We start from the raw sequence: 20,280 nt of genomic DNA, 5'->3' as shown, positions 1-20,280 counted from the left end.
TCCCACTGGCGGCTGAGTATGTTACTGCGGTTTAACGTTTAGCCCTTACTGCCCCGTGCGGCAATAATCGTATCGGCGACATTACGTGGTGCTTCAGCATAGTGCTTGAACTCCATGGTATAGGTGGCACGGCCTTGCGACATGGAACGCAGCACGGTGGAGTAACCGAACATTTCGGATAACGGCACTTCTGCACGAATAATCTTCCCGCCGCCAATCATCTCTTCCATGCCTTGAACCAAGCCACGGCGAGAAGAAAGGTCGCCCATCACGTTACCGGCGTACTCTTCCGGTGTTTCTACTTCCACACTCATCACGGGTTCCAGAATCACCGGTGACGCCTGTTTGACCGCTTCTTTGAAACCAAAGATGGCGGCCATTTTAAACGCCAGTTCCGATGAATCCACTTCGTGATAGGAACCGAAAGTCAGTGTTACTTTCACATCCACTACCGGATAACCGGCCAATACGCCTGTATTGGTGGCTTCGAGTACCCCTTTCTCTACCGCACCAATATATTCACGCGGGACCACACCGCCTTTAGTTGCATCAACAAACGCAAAGCCACTGCCCGCTTCCTGGGGTTCGAGGGTAAAGACTACATGGCCATATTGCCCCTTACCACCAGACTGCCGCACAAATTTGCCTTCGACGTCAGTCACGGTTTTACGCACGGTTTCTCGGTAGGTCACCTGTGGTTTACCGATATTGGCTTCCACACCGAACTCACGTTTCATCCGATCGACAATTATCTCCAGATGTAACTCGCCCATACCGGAAATAATGGTTTGGCCTGATTCTTCGTCAGTACGGATACGGAACGACGGATCCTCTGATGCCAACCGTTGTAATGCGATCCCCATTTTCTCCTGATCGACTTTGGTCTTCGGTTCAATCGCTTGCGAAATCACCGGTTCGGGGAACTCCATCCGTACTAAGGTAATCACGGCATCCGGGTCACACAACGTCTCGCCAGTGGTGACATCTTTTAAACCGACACAGGCTGCAATATCGCCGGCGCAGATTTCATCAACTTCAATGCGGTTATTGGCATGCATCTGAACAATACGGCCAATGCGCTCTTTTTTGCCGCGAATCGGGTTATAAACGCTATCACCTTTACGCAACACACCAGAGTAAACCCGCACGAATGTTAACTGGCCGACGTAGGGGTCAGTCATCAGTTTAAATGCCAGTGCCGAGAATTTTTCATTATCATCGGCGCGGCGACTGACTTCATTGCCATCTTCATCGGTGCCACTGACCGGCGGGATATCAACCGGTGACGGCATCAATTCAACCACTGCATCCAGCATCCGTTGCACACCTTTGTTTTTAAAGGCACTGCCGCACATCATGGGCTGTATTTCGCCGGCAATGGTGCGGATACGCAGACCCAGGGTGACCTCTTCCAGCGTCAGGTCACCGGTCTCCAGATACTCGGTCATGAGTGCCTCTGAGGCTTCAGCCGCTTCAGCGACCATCTTCTCGCGCCACTCATTGGCGGTTGCCAGCAAGTTTTCCGGGATCGGAGCGTAACTGAATGTCATACCCTGAGACGCTTCATCCCAGATAATGGCTCGCATCAAACGGAGATCCACCACACCGATAAAGTGTTCTTCACTGCCGATCGGGATCACAATCGGCACTGGATTGGCCTTCAGGCGGTCAATCATCATCTGCCTGACGCGGAAGAAATCAGCACCTGGGCGGTCCATCTTATTGACGAAAGCCAATCGTGGCACACGGTACTTGTTAGCCTGACGCCAAACCGTTTCTGATTGTGGCTGTACGCCACCGACCGCGTCATACACCATGACTGCACCGTCGAGTACCCGCATGGAGCGTTCCACCTCAATGGTGAAATCCACGTGCCCAGGGGTGTCGATAATATTAATACGGTGTTCCGGTAAGGTACGGTCCATACCTTTCCAGAAGCAGGTCACGGCAGCCGATGTAATGGTAATGCCACGTTCCTGCTCCTGAGCCATCCAGTCAGTTGTCGCGCCACCATCATGCACTTCACCCAGCTTATGACTGACGCCGGTGTAGAACAGAATACGCTCAGTGGTGGTTGTTTTACCGGCGTCGATGTGGGCGGAGATACCGATGTTGCGATAGCGCTCGATAGGAGTTTTACGTGCCATATTAAGTCCTTAAAAGATAATGGCAATTTCGGGGCGGGCGGTTTGCTGCTCTGCCGGGAAGTTGTTAAGTTATGATCTTGGTTGATCAATCAGTCGAAAGCAGTATAGTCCAATTGTACGAATATACACGTACAATTTAATCATTTGTTCTTAAAATATGCAATACTGACGGCGTACAACGGCTGGGTAGCTTTCAGCATTGCATGAGAATTAATTGTAGGGTCGAGATGGCGTATAGGCTATATTGCCGCGCTAAGGTGCGTAGCAGTGGCTAAATCAGGCGCTGGCCTGTCACTTATCTATAGGAATACTATGATTGCAAATCACCCTGAGCGTGAGCAGATCCGGCTGGAAAATGTGCTGACGGCTTTAGGTAATCCGCTGCGGTTAGCGGTAGTACGTAGGTTGGCGGCTGGTGGGGAGCATGCATGTGGTACGTTAGTGCAAGGGTTGTCTAAATCCACCCTGACCCATCATTGGCGCGTATTGCGGGAAAGCGGTGTTATCTGGCAGCGGCCTTGCGGGCGCGAGAGTTTGCTATCACTGCGACGCGATGATATCGATGCCCGTTTCCCCGGTTTATTGGATGTGTTGTTGAGCGCGGTGGAGAATGATGCAACCACCGATGAATCAACGGCGAAGCATCTGCCGGAGTGAGTTGAGGGCGACAGTGGCTATTTGCCGCCCCAGTCAAAAGGTTAAATCTCTTGGGCGTGCACCAAAACAAAATCTTCTGCTTCTTTCGACCACAAACCGTCGGTTTTACGCAAAATAGCCTGGAGTTCCTGTAATAACGGCAGCTTTTGTGATTGGCTCATCAACTCACTCAATGACGTCAGCGGGATATTTTTACCGGTATAGACCAATTTCTTACCGCCAATAATCTGCGGTAGATTTAAGGTGGTCTCTGCCGCGTCATTTAAACCCAGAATATGGGAGACCACTTTGCCGGCATTCACCTTCTTCGCTTCAATTAATTTTACTGCTTCGCGCATATCATCAGTATTACCGCCAGAGGTACCGACATAATGGGTAAATGAATAATGGATATCGTAGAAATTAATCGATGCCATAAAATTCTTATCCTGCGGGCCGGCAAAGAAATTAAAGCAGCCGTCCGGTGCCAATAAGCTTGAAGCCAGGGTGACTAATTCTGCGGAAGGTACGAAGACAAATATATCGTCATAGCCTTTGCCGCCAGTTAGTGCCATTAAACGCTCAAACTGATCCTCTGTTTGTTTGGTATTGAGATAATGTACTGCTGTTGATGATTCGCTCGGATACAGGCGGGCGGCATAATCCAGTTTTTGCTGGTGACGGTCAGTTATCACCAGTAATTGTGGATTGACTGGCCCGTGCAGTGCGTAATCAATGGCCAATAATCCCATCGGGCCGGTACCGCCGAGAATTAACACATTCCCACCGGCTTTTATGCCCATTTTATGCTGGTAAGTGCCGGGAATAAGATGGTAATTGGCGTTAAATGCGCCGATAACACAAGAAAGCGGTTCTACCAAGGAACCTTCGAAGTAGCTTTCACCTTGATAAGGTAGCAGGCAGTCTTGTTCCATCACCTCATTAGGGATAACCACATGGGTGGCTTCGCCGCCGACGTAAGGGAATGAATAGCCTGGGCAGTCAGGGCGATCGGGTAATTGCAAGTTGGCTTGAATCACATAACGGCTGCCGGGTTTAAATTTATGCTGCCATTTTTTACCTACTTGTAAAATATCGCCGCAAAATTCATGGCCGATAATAATCGGATTTTCTGCCACATTATCCGGCACCTTTTTATGCTCAGCCCCCAGATTGGCTTCTTTCCACGAAGAAAGACAAATACTGTCGGTCACTACCGTTGCCAGAATTTCATCATCATTTATTTCCGGTAAGGTGAAGCTTTCCAGTCGTAGGTCATTCTTACCATATAAACGCAATGCTTTGGTTTTCATTTGGAACCACCTCAATCATTTTTAAAGATAAAAAAACAGCAAATCGAATAAAAAAATCTCCTTGGCATGAATCAGGAAAGAATGCCAAGCCATGAGCCTAAAATTCCAAGGCCAAACAAGGAGAAGATAAGCCAGATAGGGTTAATTTTACGTTTGAGTAAACGCATCATTAACAGGGTTAGTGCCAGTGCTAACAGGCCGGGACAGAGCTGATCCAGAATGTTTTGCACCGTCATGGTTACTGTGCTGCCGTCCTGTGCCGGTGTTTTCGAAATGACCAGTGGCACATTGATGCTGGTCCATTTAGTGACCAAAACTCCCATGATAAACAGGCCCAGAATGGACGCGCCTTCCGTCAGCTTTTGTAGCAGATTGCCGCCAAGGTCTTTGACGATATTGACCCCTTTGGAAAAGCCGTATTGCAGGCCGAACCATTTCAATGCCAGACGAACAGAGTTGAAGGATAAGAAGAACAAGATCGGGCCTAGCACGTTGCCATTTAGCGCCAGCGAAGCCCCCAAGGCTGCGGTGATTGGGCGTAACGTTCCCCAGATTAATGGGTCACCGACCCCGGCTAATGGCCCCATTAGCCCGACTTTCAGACTATTAATTGCCCCTTCATCAATGTCGGCCCCATTGGCTCGCGCTTCTTCCATCGCCGCCGTCACCCCAATGACCGGGCCACAGACTGCGGGAGTAGTGTTGAAGAACACCAAATGACGTTTTAAGGCAGCAACCTGATCTGCTTTCAATGGGTACAAACGCTTGATTGCGGGCACCATGTCATAGCAAAAACCTAAGCCGTGGATACGTTCATAGTTAAAAGAGGCTTGTTGTAAGTTACTGCGTAAGAACATTTTAAACAGATCAGAGCGAGTTAATTGTTTGTGAGGTGTGCTCATTTCAGCGTCTCCTAATCTTCTAATTCATCAAGTTTGGCGTGGCTGGCTGACGTCGCAGAGGCCGCCGGTTTCTGATACAAAGGATTTAACTGGATATATAGCAAGGCAATAATCAGGCCGATGCCACCAAAGGCGAGCAGGCTGAAACCAAGGTAGCCACCGACAATAAAACCGAGGAAGAAGAAGGGCATAAGGTATTTCACGCCCATCATGTTGAGCACCATGGCGTAACCGACTACCACAATAAATCCGCCTGAGATTTGTAACCCATGGGTGACCACGGTTGGGATCGCGCTGAGCATGTGACTGACGGTATCGGCACTGACAAAGATGGATACGATCAAAACCGGTATCGCTACACGCAGAGCCTGAACCAGTAAGGCTGAGACGTGCATTAAGTCGATCATGGCAAAGTTGGCTTTTTCTGCGGCCCTATCTGCTGCGTGCTGGAAAACCACGGTAATGGTACGGGCGAAGACTGTCAGCACCTGACCGGCTGCCGCCACGGGTAGGGCGATAGCAATCCCGGTGGCAATGTTTTGATGGCCGACAATGACCAGAATGGTTGAAATGATACTGGCGAGGGCGGAATCGGGAGATTGCGCCGCACCGACGTTCATCCACCCAAGGGCGATCAATTCCAAGGTACCGCCGAGAATAACGCCGGTGGTCATATCACCGAGAATCAGGCCAGTAATGGTACAGGCGATTAATGGCCGATGAGTTTGAAATTCATCCAGCACACTGCCCATACCGGCGATGCATGAGAAAATAAAGATTAAGATTATCTGTACTAAACTTATTTCCATGGTGGACCCCTTTCGGCAATATATTCCTATTAACCTTGGCTACTATCGCCTTGGATTATCATTAAATAGTTTCATTGCCCAGGTTGAGTAAGCGGATTTAAATGTTTAATAAAACCTGCGTTATTATTTGTCGGTTGTGCTAAATATTGTTATTTAGACTCCAGTTCACGTATCTTTTTAATCACATCAACCTGCGGGTCGGAAGTGACTACCCGTAAATCCAAATGTACGCCACGTTCAGCTAAGGCATAAAAGGCTTTAATATCCTCCTGATCAACTGATACTGCTTTAGTTAATTGCCTTTTACCTTGTTTAAATGCCATGCCACCAATATTAATAACTTCAATTTTTACGTCTTGATCCACCAGCCGTAAAACATCGGTCGGATTGGTAAATAAATAAAAAACCGTATCGTTAATGTATTTAGGATTGTGGTAAACCGCGACGGCCTTTTCGATGTTAACCACGTTTACTTTTATTCCCGGCGGTGCTGCCTGTTTTAATAACGTTTTACGGATATCATCGTTATAGACTTCGTCGCTACAGATAATAATCCGCCCGGCTTTGGCCTCTTTCGCCCATACCGTGGTGACCTGACCGTGAATCAGTCGGTCGTCAATTCTTGCCAGATTGATTTTCATATAAAGTCGGCCTCTTCTTCTTCGACATTCTGTAAGTGGTGGAATGACTGCACACATTGCGCGCCAATTTCCAGTAAGTAATCAGCCAGTTCTCTTGCTGCCATCGAGTGCTGGTTATCAGCAATCTCCAGCGCCAATGGTAGTGATAACCCACTGATAACTTGAATGTTGTGATTGTTGAATGCCAGCCGGGTGGCCGCGTTGTACGGGCTGCCGCCCTGCAAATCAACTGCAATTAGCCAAGAGTAACCGTCACTATGTGCCATCACATCTTGCATTTTTGTCACTAAATCTTCGGCATTTTCACCACGGTTAAATAACAGCGGGGTAATATTTTGTGTTGCGCCATACACCATATTGACGGAATTAAGCATTGAAACCGCTAAATCACCGTGAGCACAAAAAATGACACTAACCATAATAGTCACCTCTTATCACGCTATGTTTAAATGTAAACCAATCACCCATCGGATATTCCTGCCGTTCTGAATTTTGCTAATACTTAACCACACACCCTAAAGTGCGATTAATTGATTTTTTTGTATAAAGAGGAAAAGTTAATCATGACTGACAGTAAACCTTCCCTCATTGTATTTCTTTAGCTGAATTTTATGCCGTCAGTCTGAGTATCTCCTCAGCGGTTTCTTTGGTAGTCACCAAACTATTAATATATTTCCCTTTAATTGCTCCGATGATCCCGCTGATTTTTTCATGAGAATGTGCAATACCGATGGAGTAACGGGCTTTTTTAATTTTCTCTAAGTCGATGGTAATTGTCTTATCGCTAATATAGGTTTCCACCGGATTGCCCTGTAAATCGTAAAAGCGCGAACAAATATCACCAGCAACTTGTCGGTCATTAAAGTGATCAATAACATCACTGCCATAAAAAGCACGCCAGGTGGAATTACCCGAGATATTGGGTGAACCAATACCGAATATAGCGATATCCAGCCGCTGCCAGTAGTCAGCGATAGCCTGATAATGCTGAGATTGCACAATGCCATCACGGATAACACTTTTTTCCAAAATTGCCGGGAAATCGATCAACAATGACTCGCCTTTTAATTTCATTGCGGCGCTATAAACCAGTGTATTCACATGATAACGGCTTTCCAGTTTACCTGAGGGGCCACCCACCATCGGGATACAGGTTAACTGACGCGATACCGGTGATGTATCCATTTGCTCAACCAGGGTGGCAATCGCACTGCCCCAAGAGAAGCCGAGGATATCGCCATTCTCAATAATTCGGTTCAGCAAGGCGGCACACTGTTTTGCCATTAATATCAACTGGTGTTCTGGCGATTGATCGTGCTCTGAAGAGACGACTATCGCCTCCCGTAATTTAAAGCGCGATTTCAACTGCTGTTCCAGTAACAAATTCTCGTTATAGTTATAATTGATTGAAATCGTAACAATGCCCTGCTCGCGTACTTTTTTTAGCATTCGGCTGATACTGGTGCGATAAATACCGAGCGCGCGTGCTATCTCCGCTTGTGTGAAGTTTTGCTCGTAATACATTTGTGCAATTTTCACCATCAGGCGCAGATCGTCGCTCTTTTCCATTCTCAACCTCTTGCACATTTGTGCAAATATCATTAAGTTATCTATGGCTTGATATAATCACTTTCCATTTTTGAAGTCAAAAGCACAAAATAACGAATACCTCTCAATATCTTCCATAAAAAATCAATTCAAACGTTATTATCCACTTTAGTTATCGCACAAATGTGCACTCATGCTTAATGAATTGATTTATATTAAATAAATTGAAATAGGGTTTTTGTGTGCATCAACGATCTTGACGACAAAATTTGGCTTGTGATCACATTTTTATTTTGCGTGATGTGGTGGGTTTTGCACATATGTGCAAAATAGCGCGGTTATAGCACCAACCCCGGCAATACTTAACCGGGGTTAGTCAGGGAAAGGGACTAATTCAGTAACGGTTTGTAGTGATGGGGCTGGCGCATGGTGACCAGATCTTTACGGCGCACCACATTGGTTGGGTAGGGGCTGCCGGCGAGAGACGCGGTATTAATGGTTTGTGTTACAGCTTGCGTTTCTTGCCAAAGCAGCCGCTCAAGGCGTGGGAAAGTGAAGGTTTCCGGCCCGAATATTCCGCTATATCCTCCTCGCTCATTGAGATCATCGACAGCATTAGCAAAGGCCAGATAAAGGTTATTTTCCCCCGCGCGGGTTCTGAATAAGTGCCAGTGTAGCGGGTCGGCTCCCATTGAGATCGGATAATTTTGCACCACGGCACTACCCGCATGCGCAGCAGTGAACCCCGCAGGAAGTGCGGCGGAACAGGAGATAATGTCGCATCCCATCAGGGCCAAAATACGTGCGGATTCGGGTAACAGTGCATCATGGCCCAGCAGCAATCCAACTCTACCGAGCGCAGTATCAAATACGCGCCAGTGCTCCCCAGCGCTAGCCCAAGCTTGATGTGCCCGAGACAAATGTATTTGCCGATAGGTGCCAATGACCCCCTCCGGCCCCAACAGAATCTGGGTGTTGTAACACTTATCCTGTTGTTTTTCGGCCATTCCTACTACCAGATATACCCGTAACTTTATGGCCAGACGAGCCAACGCCTGCACTGCGGGACTTTCTGGTGTTTGGGCCTGAGCCGCACCTGCGAGATAACCGGTCAGGGCTGACTCCGGGAACACGATAAGTTCACTGCCTTGCTGTAACACTGCCTCTTCTGTCAGGGCGGTAATTGCTGCCAAATTGTCTTCCACCCGTTCTGTTGGGGAGAACTGCGCTACCGTGATACGGCTCTGTTTACCGGGCGGCAACGGCCGTTGCCCGTAAAGCCCAAAGAAATCCTGAGGGTTCCATAAAAAACTGTCACTTAATAGCGCGTGATAATAGTCAGGGCGGCGTTGCTCAAACACCAATTCGCCTAACACTTGGCGCTGACGGCTACGCTTGATGTCAATTTCGGCATAAGCAACTCCATCGCCGCCATCCACCACCGCCGCAATGTTGCCATCAGGTTCAATGATGCAACTGCCACCGCTAAATTGCACGCCGCGCTCTAATCCCCAGCGGTTGCTTTCCAACAGATAGCAGCCATTTTCCATTGCCCGACTGATCCAGTAAGGGGCCGGAGTGCGCTCTGCCAGCCAGTTGCTGATATGGCAAATGACATCAACACCATCCAGTGCCAGTAGACGGGCAGTTTCGGGAAAATGAATATCCATACAGACCAGCATGCCAATACGCCCCAGCGGTGTATCAAACACTTGATGCCCGACATCACCCGCAGCCGCCCATTTAGGTTCTGAAATATAGGGGTGGCTTTTGCGATGGCAGCCAATCACCCCTTGCGGCCCGATGAGTACCGCACTGTTGTAATACAGCGCTGTTTGCGGATCCACTTCTGGCATCCCTAAGACGATATAGCATTGATAACGCTGTGCCAGTTGCGCGAAGCGGGCGGTGCTTTCACCGGGGACAGTTTCGACCATCGGCGCAATCTCCTGTCGATCAAACCAACAGTAACCGGTGGTCGCCATTTCTGGCGTGGTAATCAGACGTGCACCTTTCTGTGCCGCCTGTTCTACCAATGCCAGTAACTGACGCAAATTCGCTTCTTTGGCAAACATTAAGGGTTCAAATTGAATTGCGGCTGCAAGAAAAGGCGTTATCGACATGATTATCCTCATAAATAATAAGTTTTAGGTTTGGCACATAGCGGCAATTAAACTCAATTCTTCCGGCTATGGATTGCACTGGGAGTGGTCCAAGAGAAAATATCGTTGGCTTGAATCAATGCGCACGAGATCTCTTCGACGGTAATGCGCTTATCCATGGCCTGATGGCGCAGGATCTCGTAAGCCTGCTCTTCACCAATGCTGTGCATCCGCATCAGGATGGCTTTGGCCTCACTGACCTGGCGAACCCCCAACACTTTTTTCTCCAGCCGTTCTATTCGATCACTCATCTGCCGCTGCTGCTGGGCATGGTGTAAAGCAAACACCATGGCCGACAATAAGCCTGAGGCACGAATGGGAGTGGTTATCGTGGTGCCCGCGCCCATATTGAGTGCTTGATCAATAAACGTCGGATTTTCATAGGTAATAACTGCTATCAGGGCATGTTTGTTAGGGTTGAGCCATGACACATCCGGTTCCGGGTTATCTGACTGTAATGCATAAAAAATCAGATCCGTATCGGCGGGGAGTTGCTCAGGGATAGGCCAGAAAGCCTGAACCTTAAACCCCATTCGGCGTAAATGATTAGTGAGGGTTGCGCCGTCTTCATCATCGGGATGTAACACCACACAACGGATCCCACGGCTGAGTAATAGGGCGGTCGCACTGATTCTGCTATCGCTAGGTCGCATGTGGATACCCCACTGTCGTTAACTTCGTGACCCAATCGCCCTGAATCTGATTAGTCATATAGGGATCGGGTTCGACGATACGGCGAGATTCCTGCACGATGGTAAATTGCCCATGCTCATTCGCCATACCAATGCGTGGATACAGTCCAGTATGTTGATTTAGTGGGTCAATACGAATGCGGCCTTGAGGGGCATCAAATTGGCTCCCACGCAGTGCAGCAGAAAGTGGGAAAATATGGTCGCTGCCGCATTCTGCCATGGCTTTGGCAAACAGATGCACCTGGCTGTAAGTGGCTTCCCAATTCATGTCGGTGGTGAGTTCCGGCCCGAATTGTTGATGGAATTGTTTAAGTGCTGATTGATTTGCTTTGGTACTAATGCTTTGGAAATAGGGGGCTGAACTGAAATGGCCCTGTGCCACTTGCGCCCCCATAATGGCAATCTCGGTTTCTGATGTATTCAGACTGCCAATTGGCATGCGGTCAGGATCCAGCCCCGCAGCCTGATAAGCCTGATACAAGAAGGGGACTGTTTGACCAACCACGGTACTGAAGATGAAGTCGGGCTGCTTTTTGGTGATCTCCTCGATGATGGGCAAAAACGCCTCATAAGGTGCATTCAGATCTAAATAGCGCTCGCCAATGACCGCGCCATCGTGGCGTTGCAGAATTAACTCCTGCATGTTGCGATTACATTCGTAAGGGTAAATATAGCGGGAACCAATCAAATAAACCCGCGCACCGAACTGCCCGGTGAGATAGTCTGCCAGTTGTACACAGTTTTGATTAGGTGCTGCGCCGCCGTAGAAAATATTCTCCGAAAACTCAAAGCCTTCATACAGTTGCGAGTAAAACAGCAGCCGACGGTACTTTTCGACGACGGGTGACATGGCTTTGCGACTACTGGAGGTGTAGCCGCCAAAAATCACATTGACCTCATGTTCAACGATCAATTGTTCGGCCAAGGCACGGAACTGCGTATCGTCAGATTGTGGGTCAAAATGAATCGCATTCAGTGGCCTGCCGTTGATGCCGCCATTTTGGTTAATTTCGGCAATAGCCTGTGTTGCTCCCCGCCATTGCGACAACTCTTGTGCCGCCGTCACACCGCTGAAGGAGTACAGTAAGCCAATGTTGACCGGTGTATCTGAACCCATATGCACCTGCTTATACTGTTGAAAATGGCGATATACCCGTTACCCATGCAAGATGCAGGGAGGTTGGCTGCCTGCATCTCGATGTCACTTGGGTATAAACGCTTTTTAGGGGGCTAATAGCCTCTATTACGCTAATAGCGCTTTATTCAGCATGGCGCCGACGGTGTATTTCGGGTCGACCATGTTGCCCAGCCGCACTTTGCCGCATTGGCTCAGTAGCATGTAGGCATCCCATTGTTCGAAACCAAAATCGGCCACCAGCCAGTAAATCAGGTCACGATAAGCAATGCGGGTGGCATCCTCTAACGGGCGCGCACTGCCGATACTCATGATGGTTTCGGCGTTCTCCATTCGTGGCCAGGAGAGTTGCCAGTTCTTAATCAAATCCACTTTGATGGTGGTAATTGAGGCGAATTCCACTGCGGTGCCGCAAATCTCACCATCACCCTGACAGGCATGAGCATCACCAATAAACAGGCGGCCTCCGGGGGCGCGCACTGGCAGATAAGTAATACTTCCCGGCCCGATATCCGGGACATCCATATTCCCGCCATGATTATCCGGCGTGAGTGAATTGATGGAGTCAATTTCTGGCGACACACTCAGGGTGCCAATGTGAGGTTTATAGGGCAGGGTGTGGCGCTCGCTCCAGTAGACCTTTTCGCTGTCGAGCTTAATCATGCGCACTTTTTCTGGCAGCGGGTCATTGAGCATGGCGGTTAGGTCTGTTCCGGTCAGCCCGCCAAAATGGGGGATCATGGCGCAGATACCGTGCGGATTAACGCCACGCGGCAACATGGATTCGATATAAACCGCAATCACATCCCCCTTCTCGGCACCATTGACCATGATCGGGCCATTTTGTGGGTTGAGAAAGGGCATTTTGAGCAGTTGGCTCGGAATATCTTGCTCTGAGCTAATGGCACCTTCAAAGGCATCGCGGGTATCAACAATCACCCGATCACCGGGTTCAATGGTCAGCACCGGTGTTGAGTAGGGGCCGATAGTATAGTGAAACTCTTTTTGCATCTCTTCGGTCAGATGATGGGTCACTGGTTTACGCCCAGCACCAACACCGCGTTTGACCATGATTGATTCTTCGAGCCATTTCATTAGCAATTCTCCACGTAATATACTCGTCATACTTCAAGCCGCATGTGCATTGGCTGCCATCACTCACCCAATTTATTGAATTACTTAAAATTATTGGATTCATTTTGTTGCCGCCTTCCTGTAACTCAAATTATTTAGGGTATAGAGGCATCCGGTTACAAAGCCAGATGACGGCGCATTAAAAGATCATCAGAAAGTTGTTGTTGGGTCAGGTTTTCTACTATTTGGCCTTTGTCCATCACCGCGCACCGTTGTGCGGCCCGTTGGATCATGGCGATATCCTGCTCAACCAGAATCACTGCCACATGCAGTTCGCGGGCAATGCGCACCAGTGTATCGGCAATGATATGGACGATAGAGGGTTGAACACCTTCTGAGGGTTCATCCAGCAGTAACACTTTGGGTGAGCCGACCAAGGCTCTGGCGATAGCCAATTGTTGTTGCTCGCCGCCACTCATGGTGCCGGCTTTTTGTTTGAGTCTTTGGCGCAAGATGGGGAAGTAATCCAGCACCCGTTCCCGCACGTCTTTAGCAAACTCACGGTGTTCTCGCACAAACTGCATGCCGACTTGCAGGTTCTCCGCCACCGTCAGGCCCGCAAACACTTCACGCCCTTGCGGGACGTAACCGATCCCCAAGCGAGCACGGCGCTGCGGTGAGGCTAGGGTGATATCAGTCTCGCCCAATAAAATGCTGCCTTGTTTCGTCGGTACCGCACCAATTAAGGTGCGCATCAGTGTGGTTTTCCCCACCCCATTGCGGCCAATCAAACCTAAGACTTCTGCGGCGTGCAGTTGCAGTGTTACGCCATTAAGCACTTGCCCACCGCCATAACCGCCGGTCAGCCCTTCTATTTGCAACACCACGTTATTCATACCGCTTTCCCCAAATAGATATCCGCCACATCCTCACGGGCCAGCACGTCGGTGGCATTGCCGTCAGCAAAAACCTGCCCGCCATGGAGGACCGTGACTTGTGAGGCAATCTGGCGCACGAATGTCATGTCGTGTTCCACGACCATCAGCGTCAGACCATCACTCTGCATTTGCTTAATCAGCTCGCCAGTGAGATAGGTTTCATCAATAGATAAGCCCGCCACCGGCTCATCAAGCATTAGCAACGTCGGTTGCAGCGACACGGCCATCGCAATTTCCAGCCACTGCTTTTTGCCGTGAGACAAGTTACCGGCCAACTGATGGTATTCAGCGCTGAGCTTAAAGCGTTCGAGTAGTTCATCAACACTGACCGCTTGTGAGCGAACCTCTGGGCGTAAGTGGCTGAGCGACAATTGCAAATGTTGCTCAACGGTCAATTCAGGGAAAATACCGGGGATCTGAAACTTAATGCTCATGCCCATCCTGATGCGCTGAAACGGCGCTAAAGTATTCAGCCGACGATTGAAGAAACGGATATCCCCATCACTTGGCGTATGTTCGCCAGTCAGTAATTTGAAAAAGGTACTTTTACCAGCACCATTCGGGCCAATGACACAGCGCACTTCACCGCGACGTATTTGCAAATCGACCTTATTGATAACCTGAATGCCACCGAAGCGCTTACTCAGCCCACGGGTTTCGAGGATCAGATCCTGCGATGCCTGATTCATAGCGATTCCCCTTTCTTTTGACGTGCAGCAGACAAGCGGGTGATTTTCTCTGCCAGCCAAGGTAATAGGCCATTAGGGGCGGCCAGCACGACAAACAGCAGAATGGCACCCAGCAGGATCATGGCGTATTCGCTGCCATAGATAGCCAACCATTGGGATAACCACACCAGCAGGGCAGTGATGACGACCGTGCCGAAAATGTTTTTACGCCCAGCGGTCGCTACCCAGATAACCGGCATCGCGGCGGCGGTTAGCCCCATGGAAGAGGGAGTAATGTAAGAACCCCACAGGGTATAAAGTGCACCGGATAACCCAGAGAGCACGCCACCCAGCACGAACACCAGTAATTGGTAGCGGCGGATATCAATACCGAGCATTTCTGCCCGACGTGGGTTCTCACGGATAGAGGCCAGTGTCAGGCCAAAATCAGAGCGTAATAAGCGCCGAACAGCCCAGTAAACCCCCGCGAGTAGCACAATAATCAGGTAGTAGAACGCATTGCCTTCCAGTGTCAGTAATTCGCCGCCAAACCACGGTAGGGAGAGTGGCGGCATACCTGACATACCATTAAACCCATTCAGTCGTGCGCTGCCGATAGCCCATTGCGGGCCAGCGGTCTGGGACATAAAGGTTTCCAATACCAGCGTGAAGGAGAGCGTCACAATACCGATAAAAATACCGGTCACCCCGCCGTAAAACATCAGATAACCCAGTGCCGCCGCTACGGCAGCAGCCACCAGCAATGCCATGACCAGACCTGACCAGGTGGAGAGTACCCCATCGCCAAAATTCAGCGTCATCACGCCATAGGTGTAACCGGCAAGGCCAAAGAAGGCGGTCTGCCCGAAAGATAAAATGCCGCCATGCCCCCACATTGCTGCCAATCCGATGGCACAGAAGGTCCAGAGTAGGAAGTAGGAGAAGTCGCCTATCATGGCGCTATCGACCACTAACGGCAGTGCGAGTGCACCGGCCAGAATTAACAGTGCCGCCAGCCGGGTGGTGGACGGCGTGCGTTGCTTCACCGTCGATAAATTAACAGAGGTCATTGTCACATTAGGCTCCTAGCGGTTACGGGTAAACAGGCTGCCAATACCGTTAGGCAGTAAGCGGATAACCAAGACAGCGGTGACCAGTAAGCCAATTTGCCCCGCCAGTTGCCCATACCAAGAGTTCAGCCCGGTTTGTATCGCACCTAAGGCAATCGCTGCAGGAATGGTGCCAACAAGTACATTGGCACCACCGACCACCACCGAAACAAAGGCTTGAACAATAAAACTGCTGCCCATGGTGGGCACGGCGGTTAGCGTCGGGGCATAAATCGCCCCTGCCAGCCCCGCCAGCCCTGCGCCCAGCGCGAATGTCAGGGTATAAATACGATCAGTTTCTAACCCCAGACAGGAGGCCATGCGGGCGTTTTGAATGGTAGCTCTGGCACAAACGCCGTAATTGGTGTGGAAGAACAGCCAATAGAGCACCATTAATATGGCAATGGCGAAAAAGGGCAGTAATGCGCGGTAAGTGGCAAACGAGTATTCGCCAAGGGTAAAGGAGCCGAAAGGCGTAGACAGCCCCTCCAGTGATGGGCCGGCGATCAGCAACATACTTTGCTGCACAATCAGGCTGATAGCCCACGTCGCTACCACCGAATCATACAAGCGGCCATAGAGATGGCGCACCACAAGGCGCTCGACCACCCCGCCGAAGAACGCCGCCGCTAAGGTACCGGCGAGCATGGCGAAGGGCAGTGGCAAGCCAGCTTTGTTCATCAGGATGGTGACATAAGCACCACACATAATGAATTCGCCGTGCGCCAGATTTATCACGCCCATCATGCCAAAAATAACCGCCAGCCCCAGTGCTGCCAGCACCAGATAGGCGAAGTTATCGCCAAACTGATAAATCACCGAATAGAGAAAGGATAGCGTTAACATCGTTTGGCAATCCCTGGTGTCCTGATTGACACAATTGAAAATGGATAACACAGGGAAGCCCGCACGAGGCGGTCACTTCCCTACAAAATCGCCTGCTGTAGCGGATAAAGTCCGCAGACTGGCGGGGCGACTGCACCGATGGGCGCTCCGGCGGCGCACGCACTTGTATTTGAAACTAAGAGGGACCCATTCGGCACATCTCCCTGCTTATCAACTTTGTTATCGGCCGAATAAATCAGGCTTTTTTCGGTGGAGATGATGGGGTGTATTGGCTGTTATCGGGTTTCACCGGTAAATTACAACCGGCTTCACCTAACCAATAAGGTTTGATATCCGCCCACACTTTAGGGATCTCGATTGAGTGGTCATCTTTGACATGAGCCAAATAGATGGTGTGGCTCAAATGATGGCTTTTCGGATCGATACAAACTTTCCCTGAAGGGCCGTCGGTACAGATATCACCACTTTCCAGTGATTTACGTACGGCATCTCGATCGGTACTGCCCGCTTTCTCCACGGCTGCTTTGTAGAGATAAACTGCGTCGTAGGCATTGGCCGCTTCCTGATTGATGTACGGTTCATTCGGGAATTTGGCGTGGAAACGCTGTTTGAAATCATTACTGGCGGGGCTATCCACCTCTTCAATGTAGTTAGCCGTGATATACATATCTTTCAGTGCCGGCGCTTTAAAGCGTTTGTGCTCATAAGCCTGGCCGACGTTAACCGAGCTACCCATCGGCAAGTTCAATTTTGCAGCGGCTTGTTGTTCGTAATAAGAGGATTGGTTCGCCCCGACCAGTAAGGTCATCACGAAATCAGGTTTGGCTTTCTGGATGTTCTGAATGGTTTGACCAAATTGCGAAACACTCAGCGGGATAAACTCCTCACCCACCATGGTGCCGCCATTCTCTTCCACAATTTTACGCACCCATTCAGCCGAGATTTGCCCAAAGTTATAGTCGGCAGCAATGGTGTAAACTTTTTTGCCGTACTTCTCCATCATCCACGGGATCAAAGTTGAGAACTGTTGTTCAGGCACGGCACCGGTGACAAAAACATTGGAGTCACACACGCCGCCTTCATACTGATTGTTATACCAATAGAGCTGTTTTTCGCGATCCATGATCGGGCGGATAGCTTCGCGTGAGGCACTGGAAAACGCCCCGAATATCACATCCACTTTGTCATTTTTAATTAAGCGACGAGCCATTTGTTGAAAGCGGGTGTTATCGGATTGCGTATCGTATTTGACCAACTCGATTGGGCGTCCGAGTATGCCGCCTTTGGCATTAATTTCTTCTACTGCCAGTTCTGTGGCATGAATTTTGGGGATAACCGGTAAAGCGAAATTACCGGAAGCATCTTCCAATAAACCAATTTTCACCGGTTTTTCTGCCGCTATCGTCATACCTGAATAGGTCACGGCAAATGCAGTTGCCAGCGCGATTGAGAGTGCAGCGTAATGACATTTTATTCTTGACCGTTTTATTCTGGACATAAGTACCCCTGATATTGGTTAAAAAAGTGGGTCTGAAAAAAAGCCAAAAAAAAAGCCCGGCAAAGTCAGATGACATTGCGAGGGCTCTATTGCCATAACCACAAGCCGACAACGTTGGCGTTCTTGCGGAGAAGTCAGGGTCACTATAAAAAGTAATCAGAGTTATTGTCAACGAAGAATTTTCAATAAAAATCAAATAGTAAAATTGAAATTCGTTGCACTAAATCAGGGCTTTACGTTGCACGGAAATGGTTCATTCGTTTGGGGCAGGCTGTCGGCGCTAACTGTGGATAATGAAAAGCAAAGTGGCGAGATTATCCATGCAGAGCATCGTGAAGAGAGTGATGGCGGTTAATAAATTGCACCAGTGGGGTGCTTAAAAACTATTCGAAATTTTATCTGCTTTTTATCTGTAAACTTTTTATGTGTAATAAACCCAACCTCGGTGAAACCACCGAGGTTAGATTTTACTGTTAACCGCAGCGGTTACATCTTGATGCCTGGATCTGTTGGAAGAAATCATTACCTTTATCATCTACCAAGATAAAGGCTGGGAAGTCTTCCACTTCAATTTTCCAGATAGCTTCCATACCCAGTTCAGGATATTCCACACACTCCAGACTCTTAATGCTGTTTTGTGCCAATACCGCGGCTGGGCCACCGATACTGCCCAAATAGAAGCCGCCGTGCTTGTGACAGGCATCGGTCACTTGCTGGCTACGGTTGCCTTTTGCCAGCATGATCATGCTGCCGCCGTGGGATTGCAGTAGATCCACGTAGGAATCCATGCGGCCCGCTGTGGTTGGCCCGAGGGAACCTGATGCATAACCTTCCGGTGTTTTGGCCGGCCCGGCGTAGTAGATTGGATGATCTTTAATGTATTGCGGCAAACCTTCGCCGTTATCCAACCGTTCTTTTAATTTGGCATGGGCAATATCACGGCCAACAATAATCGTCCCACTCAGTGACAGGCGGGTTGATACCGGATACTGGGACAGTTCTTTTAAGATATCAGCCATTGGGCGGTTAAGGTCGATTTTAACCACTTTGCCTTCGGTACTCTGGCGCAAATGCTCAGGGATATATTGCCCTGGGTTTTGCTCTAGCCTTTCCAGCCAAATCCCTTTGCGGTTAATCTTGCCTTTAATATTACGGTCGGCAGAGCAGGAGACCCCCATCCCGACAGGGCAGGATGCGCCATGACGCGGCAAACGCACCACCCGCACATCATGAGCAAAGTATTTGCCGCCGAACTGTGCGCCTAAACCTAAGTCCTGTGCCGCTTCCAGTAGCTCTTGTTCCAGCGCGGTATCACGGAAAGCTTGCCCGTGCTCATTCCCTTCAGTCGGCAGGCCGTCATAATATTTGGTTGAGGCTAACTTGACGGTCTTGAGAGTGCTTTCAGCCGACGTCCCGCCAATCACAAAGGCGATATGGTATGGCGGGCAGGCCGCGGTACCCAAGGTGCGCATTTTCTCTACCAGATACTCTTTCAACTTGCCTGGGGACAGCAGCGCCTTGGTTTCCTGATACAGATAGGTCTTGTTGGCTGAACCGCCACCTTTGGTAACGAACAGGAATTTGTAATCCTCGCCTTCAGTGCTGTACAGGTCGATTTGTGCTGGCAGGTTGGTGCCGGTGTTCACTTCTTGGTACATATCCAGCGCCGCATTTTGCGAGTAGCGCAGGTTATCTTCAATAAAGGTGTTATACACGCCGCGTGACAGGGCTTGCGCGTCATTGCCACCAGTCCAAACACGTTGGCCTTTTTTACCGACGATAATTGCGGTGCCGGTATCCTGACAGGTCGGTAAAATCCCTTTGGCGGAAATTTCCGAATTACGCAGGAATTGCAGGGCAACATATTTATCATTTTCGCTCGCTTCTGGGTCATCCAAAATAGCGGCAACTTGCTTTTGGTGAGCGGGGCGTAGCAGGAATGAGGCGTCGTGGAAAGCGTGTTGGGCGAGGAGGGTCAGGGCTTCTGGCTCGACTTTTAGCATGTCGTGGCCTTCAAACTGGGTAACCGAGACGTGATTATTACTGACAAGGTAATACTCAGTATCATCTTCCTTTAACGGGAAGGGATCCTGATAGTGGAACGGTTTGTTTGACATATTTTTCTCACATTCAACATCAGTTAGCGAAAGCGTTCGATAACA

Annotated in this window: 18 protein-coding genes; 1 reads left to right on the top strand and 17 read right to left on the bottom strand. The window is 49.5% G+C overall.

What is annotated here, in order from left to right; genetic code table 11:
• Window positions 1–38: 38 nt before the first annotated feature.
• On the bottom strand, window positions 39–2,147 hold the full coding sequence (gene fusA, locus EL015_RS16970) for an elongation factor G (protein ID WP_005181867.1): 2,109 nt from the start codon (window positions 2,145–2,147) through the stop codon (window positions 39–41).
• Between the two features lie 312 nt (window positions 2,148–2,459).
• On the opposite strand from fusA, the gene EL015_RS16965 reads away from it, so the two are divergent.
• Window positions 2,460–2,804, top strand: coding sequence for an ArsR/SmtB family transcription factor (locus EL015_RS16965; protein ID WP_005181869.1), 345 nt, complete (start codon window positions 2,460–2,462; stop codon window positions 2,802–2,804).
• 41 nt (window positions 2,805–2,845) lie between these two features.
• On the opposite strand, the gene EL015_RS16960 is transcribed toward EL015_RS16965, so the two are convergent.
• The 16 genes from EL015_RS16960 to fumA all read right to left on the bottom strand — a co-directional run bounded on the left by EL015_RS16960 (window position 2,846) and on the right by fumA (window position 20,235).
• The gene (locus tag EL015_RS16960; RefSeq protein ID WP_005181872.1) at window positions 2,846–4,096 is read right to left on the bottom strand and encodes a zinc-binding dehydrogenase; all 1,251 of its coding nucleotides are present in this window, start codon (window positions 4,094–4,096) and stop codon (window positions 2,846–2,848) included.
• 71 nt (window positions 4,097–4,167) lie between these two features.
• On the bottom strand, window positions 4,168–4,998 hold the full coding sequence (locus EL015_RS16955) for a PTS system mannose/fructose/sorbose family transporter subunit IID (protein ID WP_005181874.1): 831 nt from the start codon (window positions 4,996–4,998) through the stop codon (window positions 4,168–4,170).
• Window positions 4,999–5,009: 11 nt separating this feature from the next.
• Window positions 5,010–5,807 (bottom strand): PTS mannose/fructose/sorbose transporter subunit IIC, encoded by a 798-nt coding sequence (locus EL015_RS16950; RefSeq protein ID WP_032905517.1) that lies wholly within the window; start codon window positions 5,805–5,807, stop codon window positions 5,010–5,012.
• A gap of 149 nt (window positions 5,808–5,956) precedes the next feature.
• On the bottom strand, window positions 5,957–6,448 hold the full coding sequence (locus tag EL015_RS16945) for a mannose/fructose/sorbose PTS transporter subunit IIB (protein WP_032905519.1): 492 nt from the start codon (window positions 6,446–6,448) through the stop codon (window positions 5,957–5,959).
• Window positions 6,445–6,867 carry a PTS sugar transporter subunit IIA gene (locus EL015_RS16940; RefSeq protein ID WP_032905521.1) on the bottom strand — a complete coding sequence of 141 codons (423 nt, stop codon included), beginning with the start codon at window positions 6,865–6,867 and terminating at the stop codon, window positions 6,445–6,447. The genes EL015_RS16945 and EL015_RS16940 overlap by 4 nt, the downstream gene beginning before the upstream one ends.
• Window positions 6,868–7,057: 190 nt before the next feature.
• Complete coding sequence (locus tag EL015_RS16935) at window positions 7,058–8,017, bottom strand: sugar-binding transcriptional regulator (RefSeq protein WP_005181885.1); 960 nt, start codon at window positions 8,015–8,017, stop codon at window positions 7,058–7,060.
• A gap of 368 nt (window positions 8,018–8,385) precedes the next feature.
• Window positions 8,386–10,119 (bottom strand): nitrilase-related carbon-nitrogen hydrolase, encoded by a 1,734-nt coding sequence (locus EL015_RS16930; protein ID WP_032905522.1) that lies wholly within the window; start codon window positions 10,117–10,119, stop codon window positions 8,386–8,388.
• A 53-nt stretch (window positions 10,120–10,172) separates the two neighbouring features.
• The gene (locus tag EL015_RS16925; RefSeq protein WP_032905523.1) at window positions 10,173–10,811 is read right to left on the bottom strand and encodes an ANTAR domain-containing response regulator; all 639 of its coding nucleotides are present in this window, start codon (window positions 10,809–10,811) and stop codon (window positions 10,173–10,175) included.
• On the bottom strand, window positions 10,801–11,967 hold the full coding sequence (locus EL015_RS16920; RefSeq protein WP_005181894.1) for a transporter substrate-binding domain-containing protein: 1,167 nt from the start codon (window positions 11,965–11,967) through the stop codon (window positions 10,801–10,803). The genes EL015_RS16925 and EL015_RS16920 overlap by 11 nt, the downstream gene beginning before the upstream one ends.
• A 126-nt stretch (window positions 11,968–12,093) precedes the next feature.
• Window positions 12,094–13,080 (bottom strand): acetamidase/formamidase family protein, encoded by a 987-nt coding sequence (locus tag EL015_RS16915; protein WP_032905525.1) that lies wholly within the window; start codon window positions 13,078–13,080, stop codon window positions 12,094–12,096.
• A 155-nt stretch (window positions 13,081–13,235) separates the two neighbouring features.
• Window positions 13,236–13,955: an ABC transporter ATP-binding protein gene (locus tag EL015_RS16910; RefSeq protein WP_032905526.1), complete on the bottom strand. Its 720-nt coding sequence runs from the start codon at window positions 13,953–13,955 to the stop codon at window positions 13,236–13,238.
• Window positions 13,952–14,686, bottom strand: a complete 735-nt coding sequence (locus tag EL015_RS16905; protein ID WP_032905528.1) for an ABC transporter ATP-binding protein — start codon at window positions 14,684–14,686, stop codon at window positions 13,952–13,954. The genes EL015_RS16910 and EL015_RS16905 overlap by 4 nt, the downstream gene beginning before the upstream one ends.
• Window positions 14,683–15,741 (bottom strand): ABC transporter permease subunit, encoded by a 1,059-nt coding sequence (locus tag EL015_RS16900; protein WP_050072576.1) that lies wholly within the window; start codon window positions 15,739–15,741, stop codon window positions 14,683–14,685. The genes EL015_RS16905 and EL015_RS16900 overlap by 4 nt, the downstream gene beginning before the upstream one ends.
• A gap of 9 nt (window positions 15,742–15,750) precedes the next feature.
• Window positions 15,751–16,620 carry an ABC transporter permease subunit gene (locus tag EL015_RS16895; protein WP_005181910.1) on the bottom strand — a complete coding sequence of 290 codons (870 nt, stop codon included), beginning with the start codon at window positions 16,618–16,620 and terminating at the stop codon, window positions 15,751–15,753.
• A 235-nt stretch (window positions 16,621–16,855) separates the two neighbouring features.
• Window positions 16,856–18,022, bottom strand: a complete 1,167-nt coding sequence (locus EL015_RS16890; RefSeq protein WP_032905571.1) for an urea ABC transporter substrate-binding protein — start codon at window positions 18,020–18,022, stop codon at window positions 16,856–16,858.
• A 569-nt stretch (window positions 18,023–18,591) separates the two neighbouring features.
• Entirely contained in the window at window positions 18,592–20,235 is a 1,644-nt protein-coding gene (gene fumA / locus EL015_RS16885; RefSeq protein WP_005181917.1) for a class I fumarate hydratase FumA, read from the bottom strand.
• Window positions 20,236–20,280 lie beyond the last annotated feature (45 nt).

It is taken from the genome of Yersinia intermedia (assembly GCF_900635455.1).
In the GTDB taxonomy this organism is placed as follows: domain Bacteria; phylum Pseudomonadota; class Gammaproteobacteria; order Enterobacterales; family Enterobacteriaceae; genus Yersinia; species Yersinia intermedia.
Note: the sequence above shows the minus strand (reverse complement) of the source record. Positions and strands in the feature narration are given on the sequence as shown.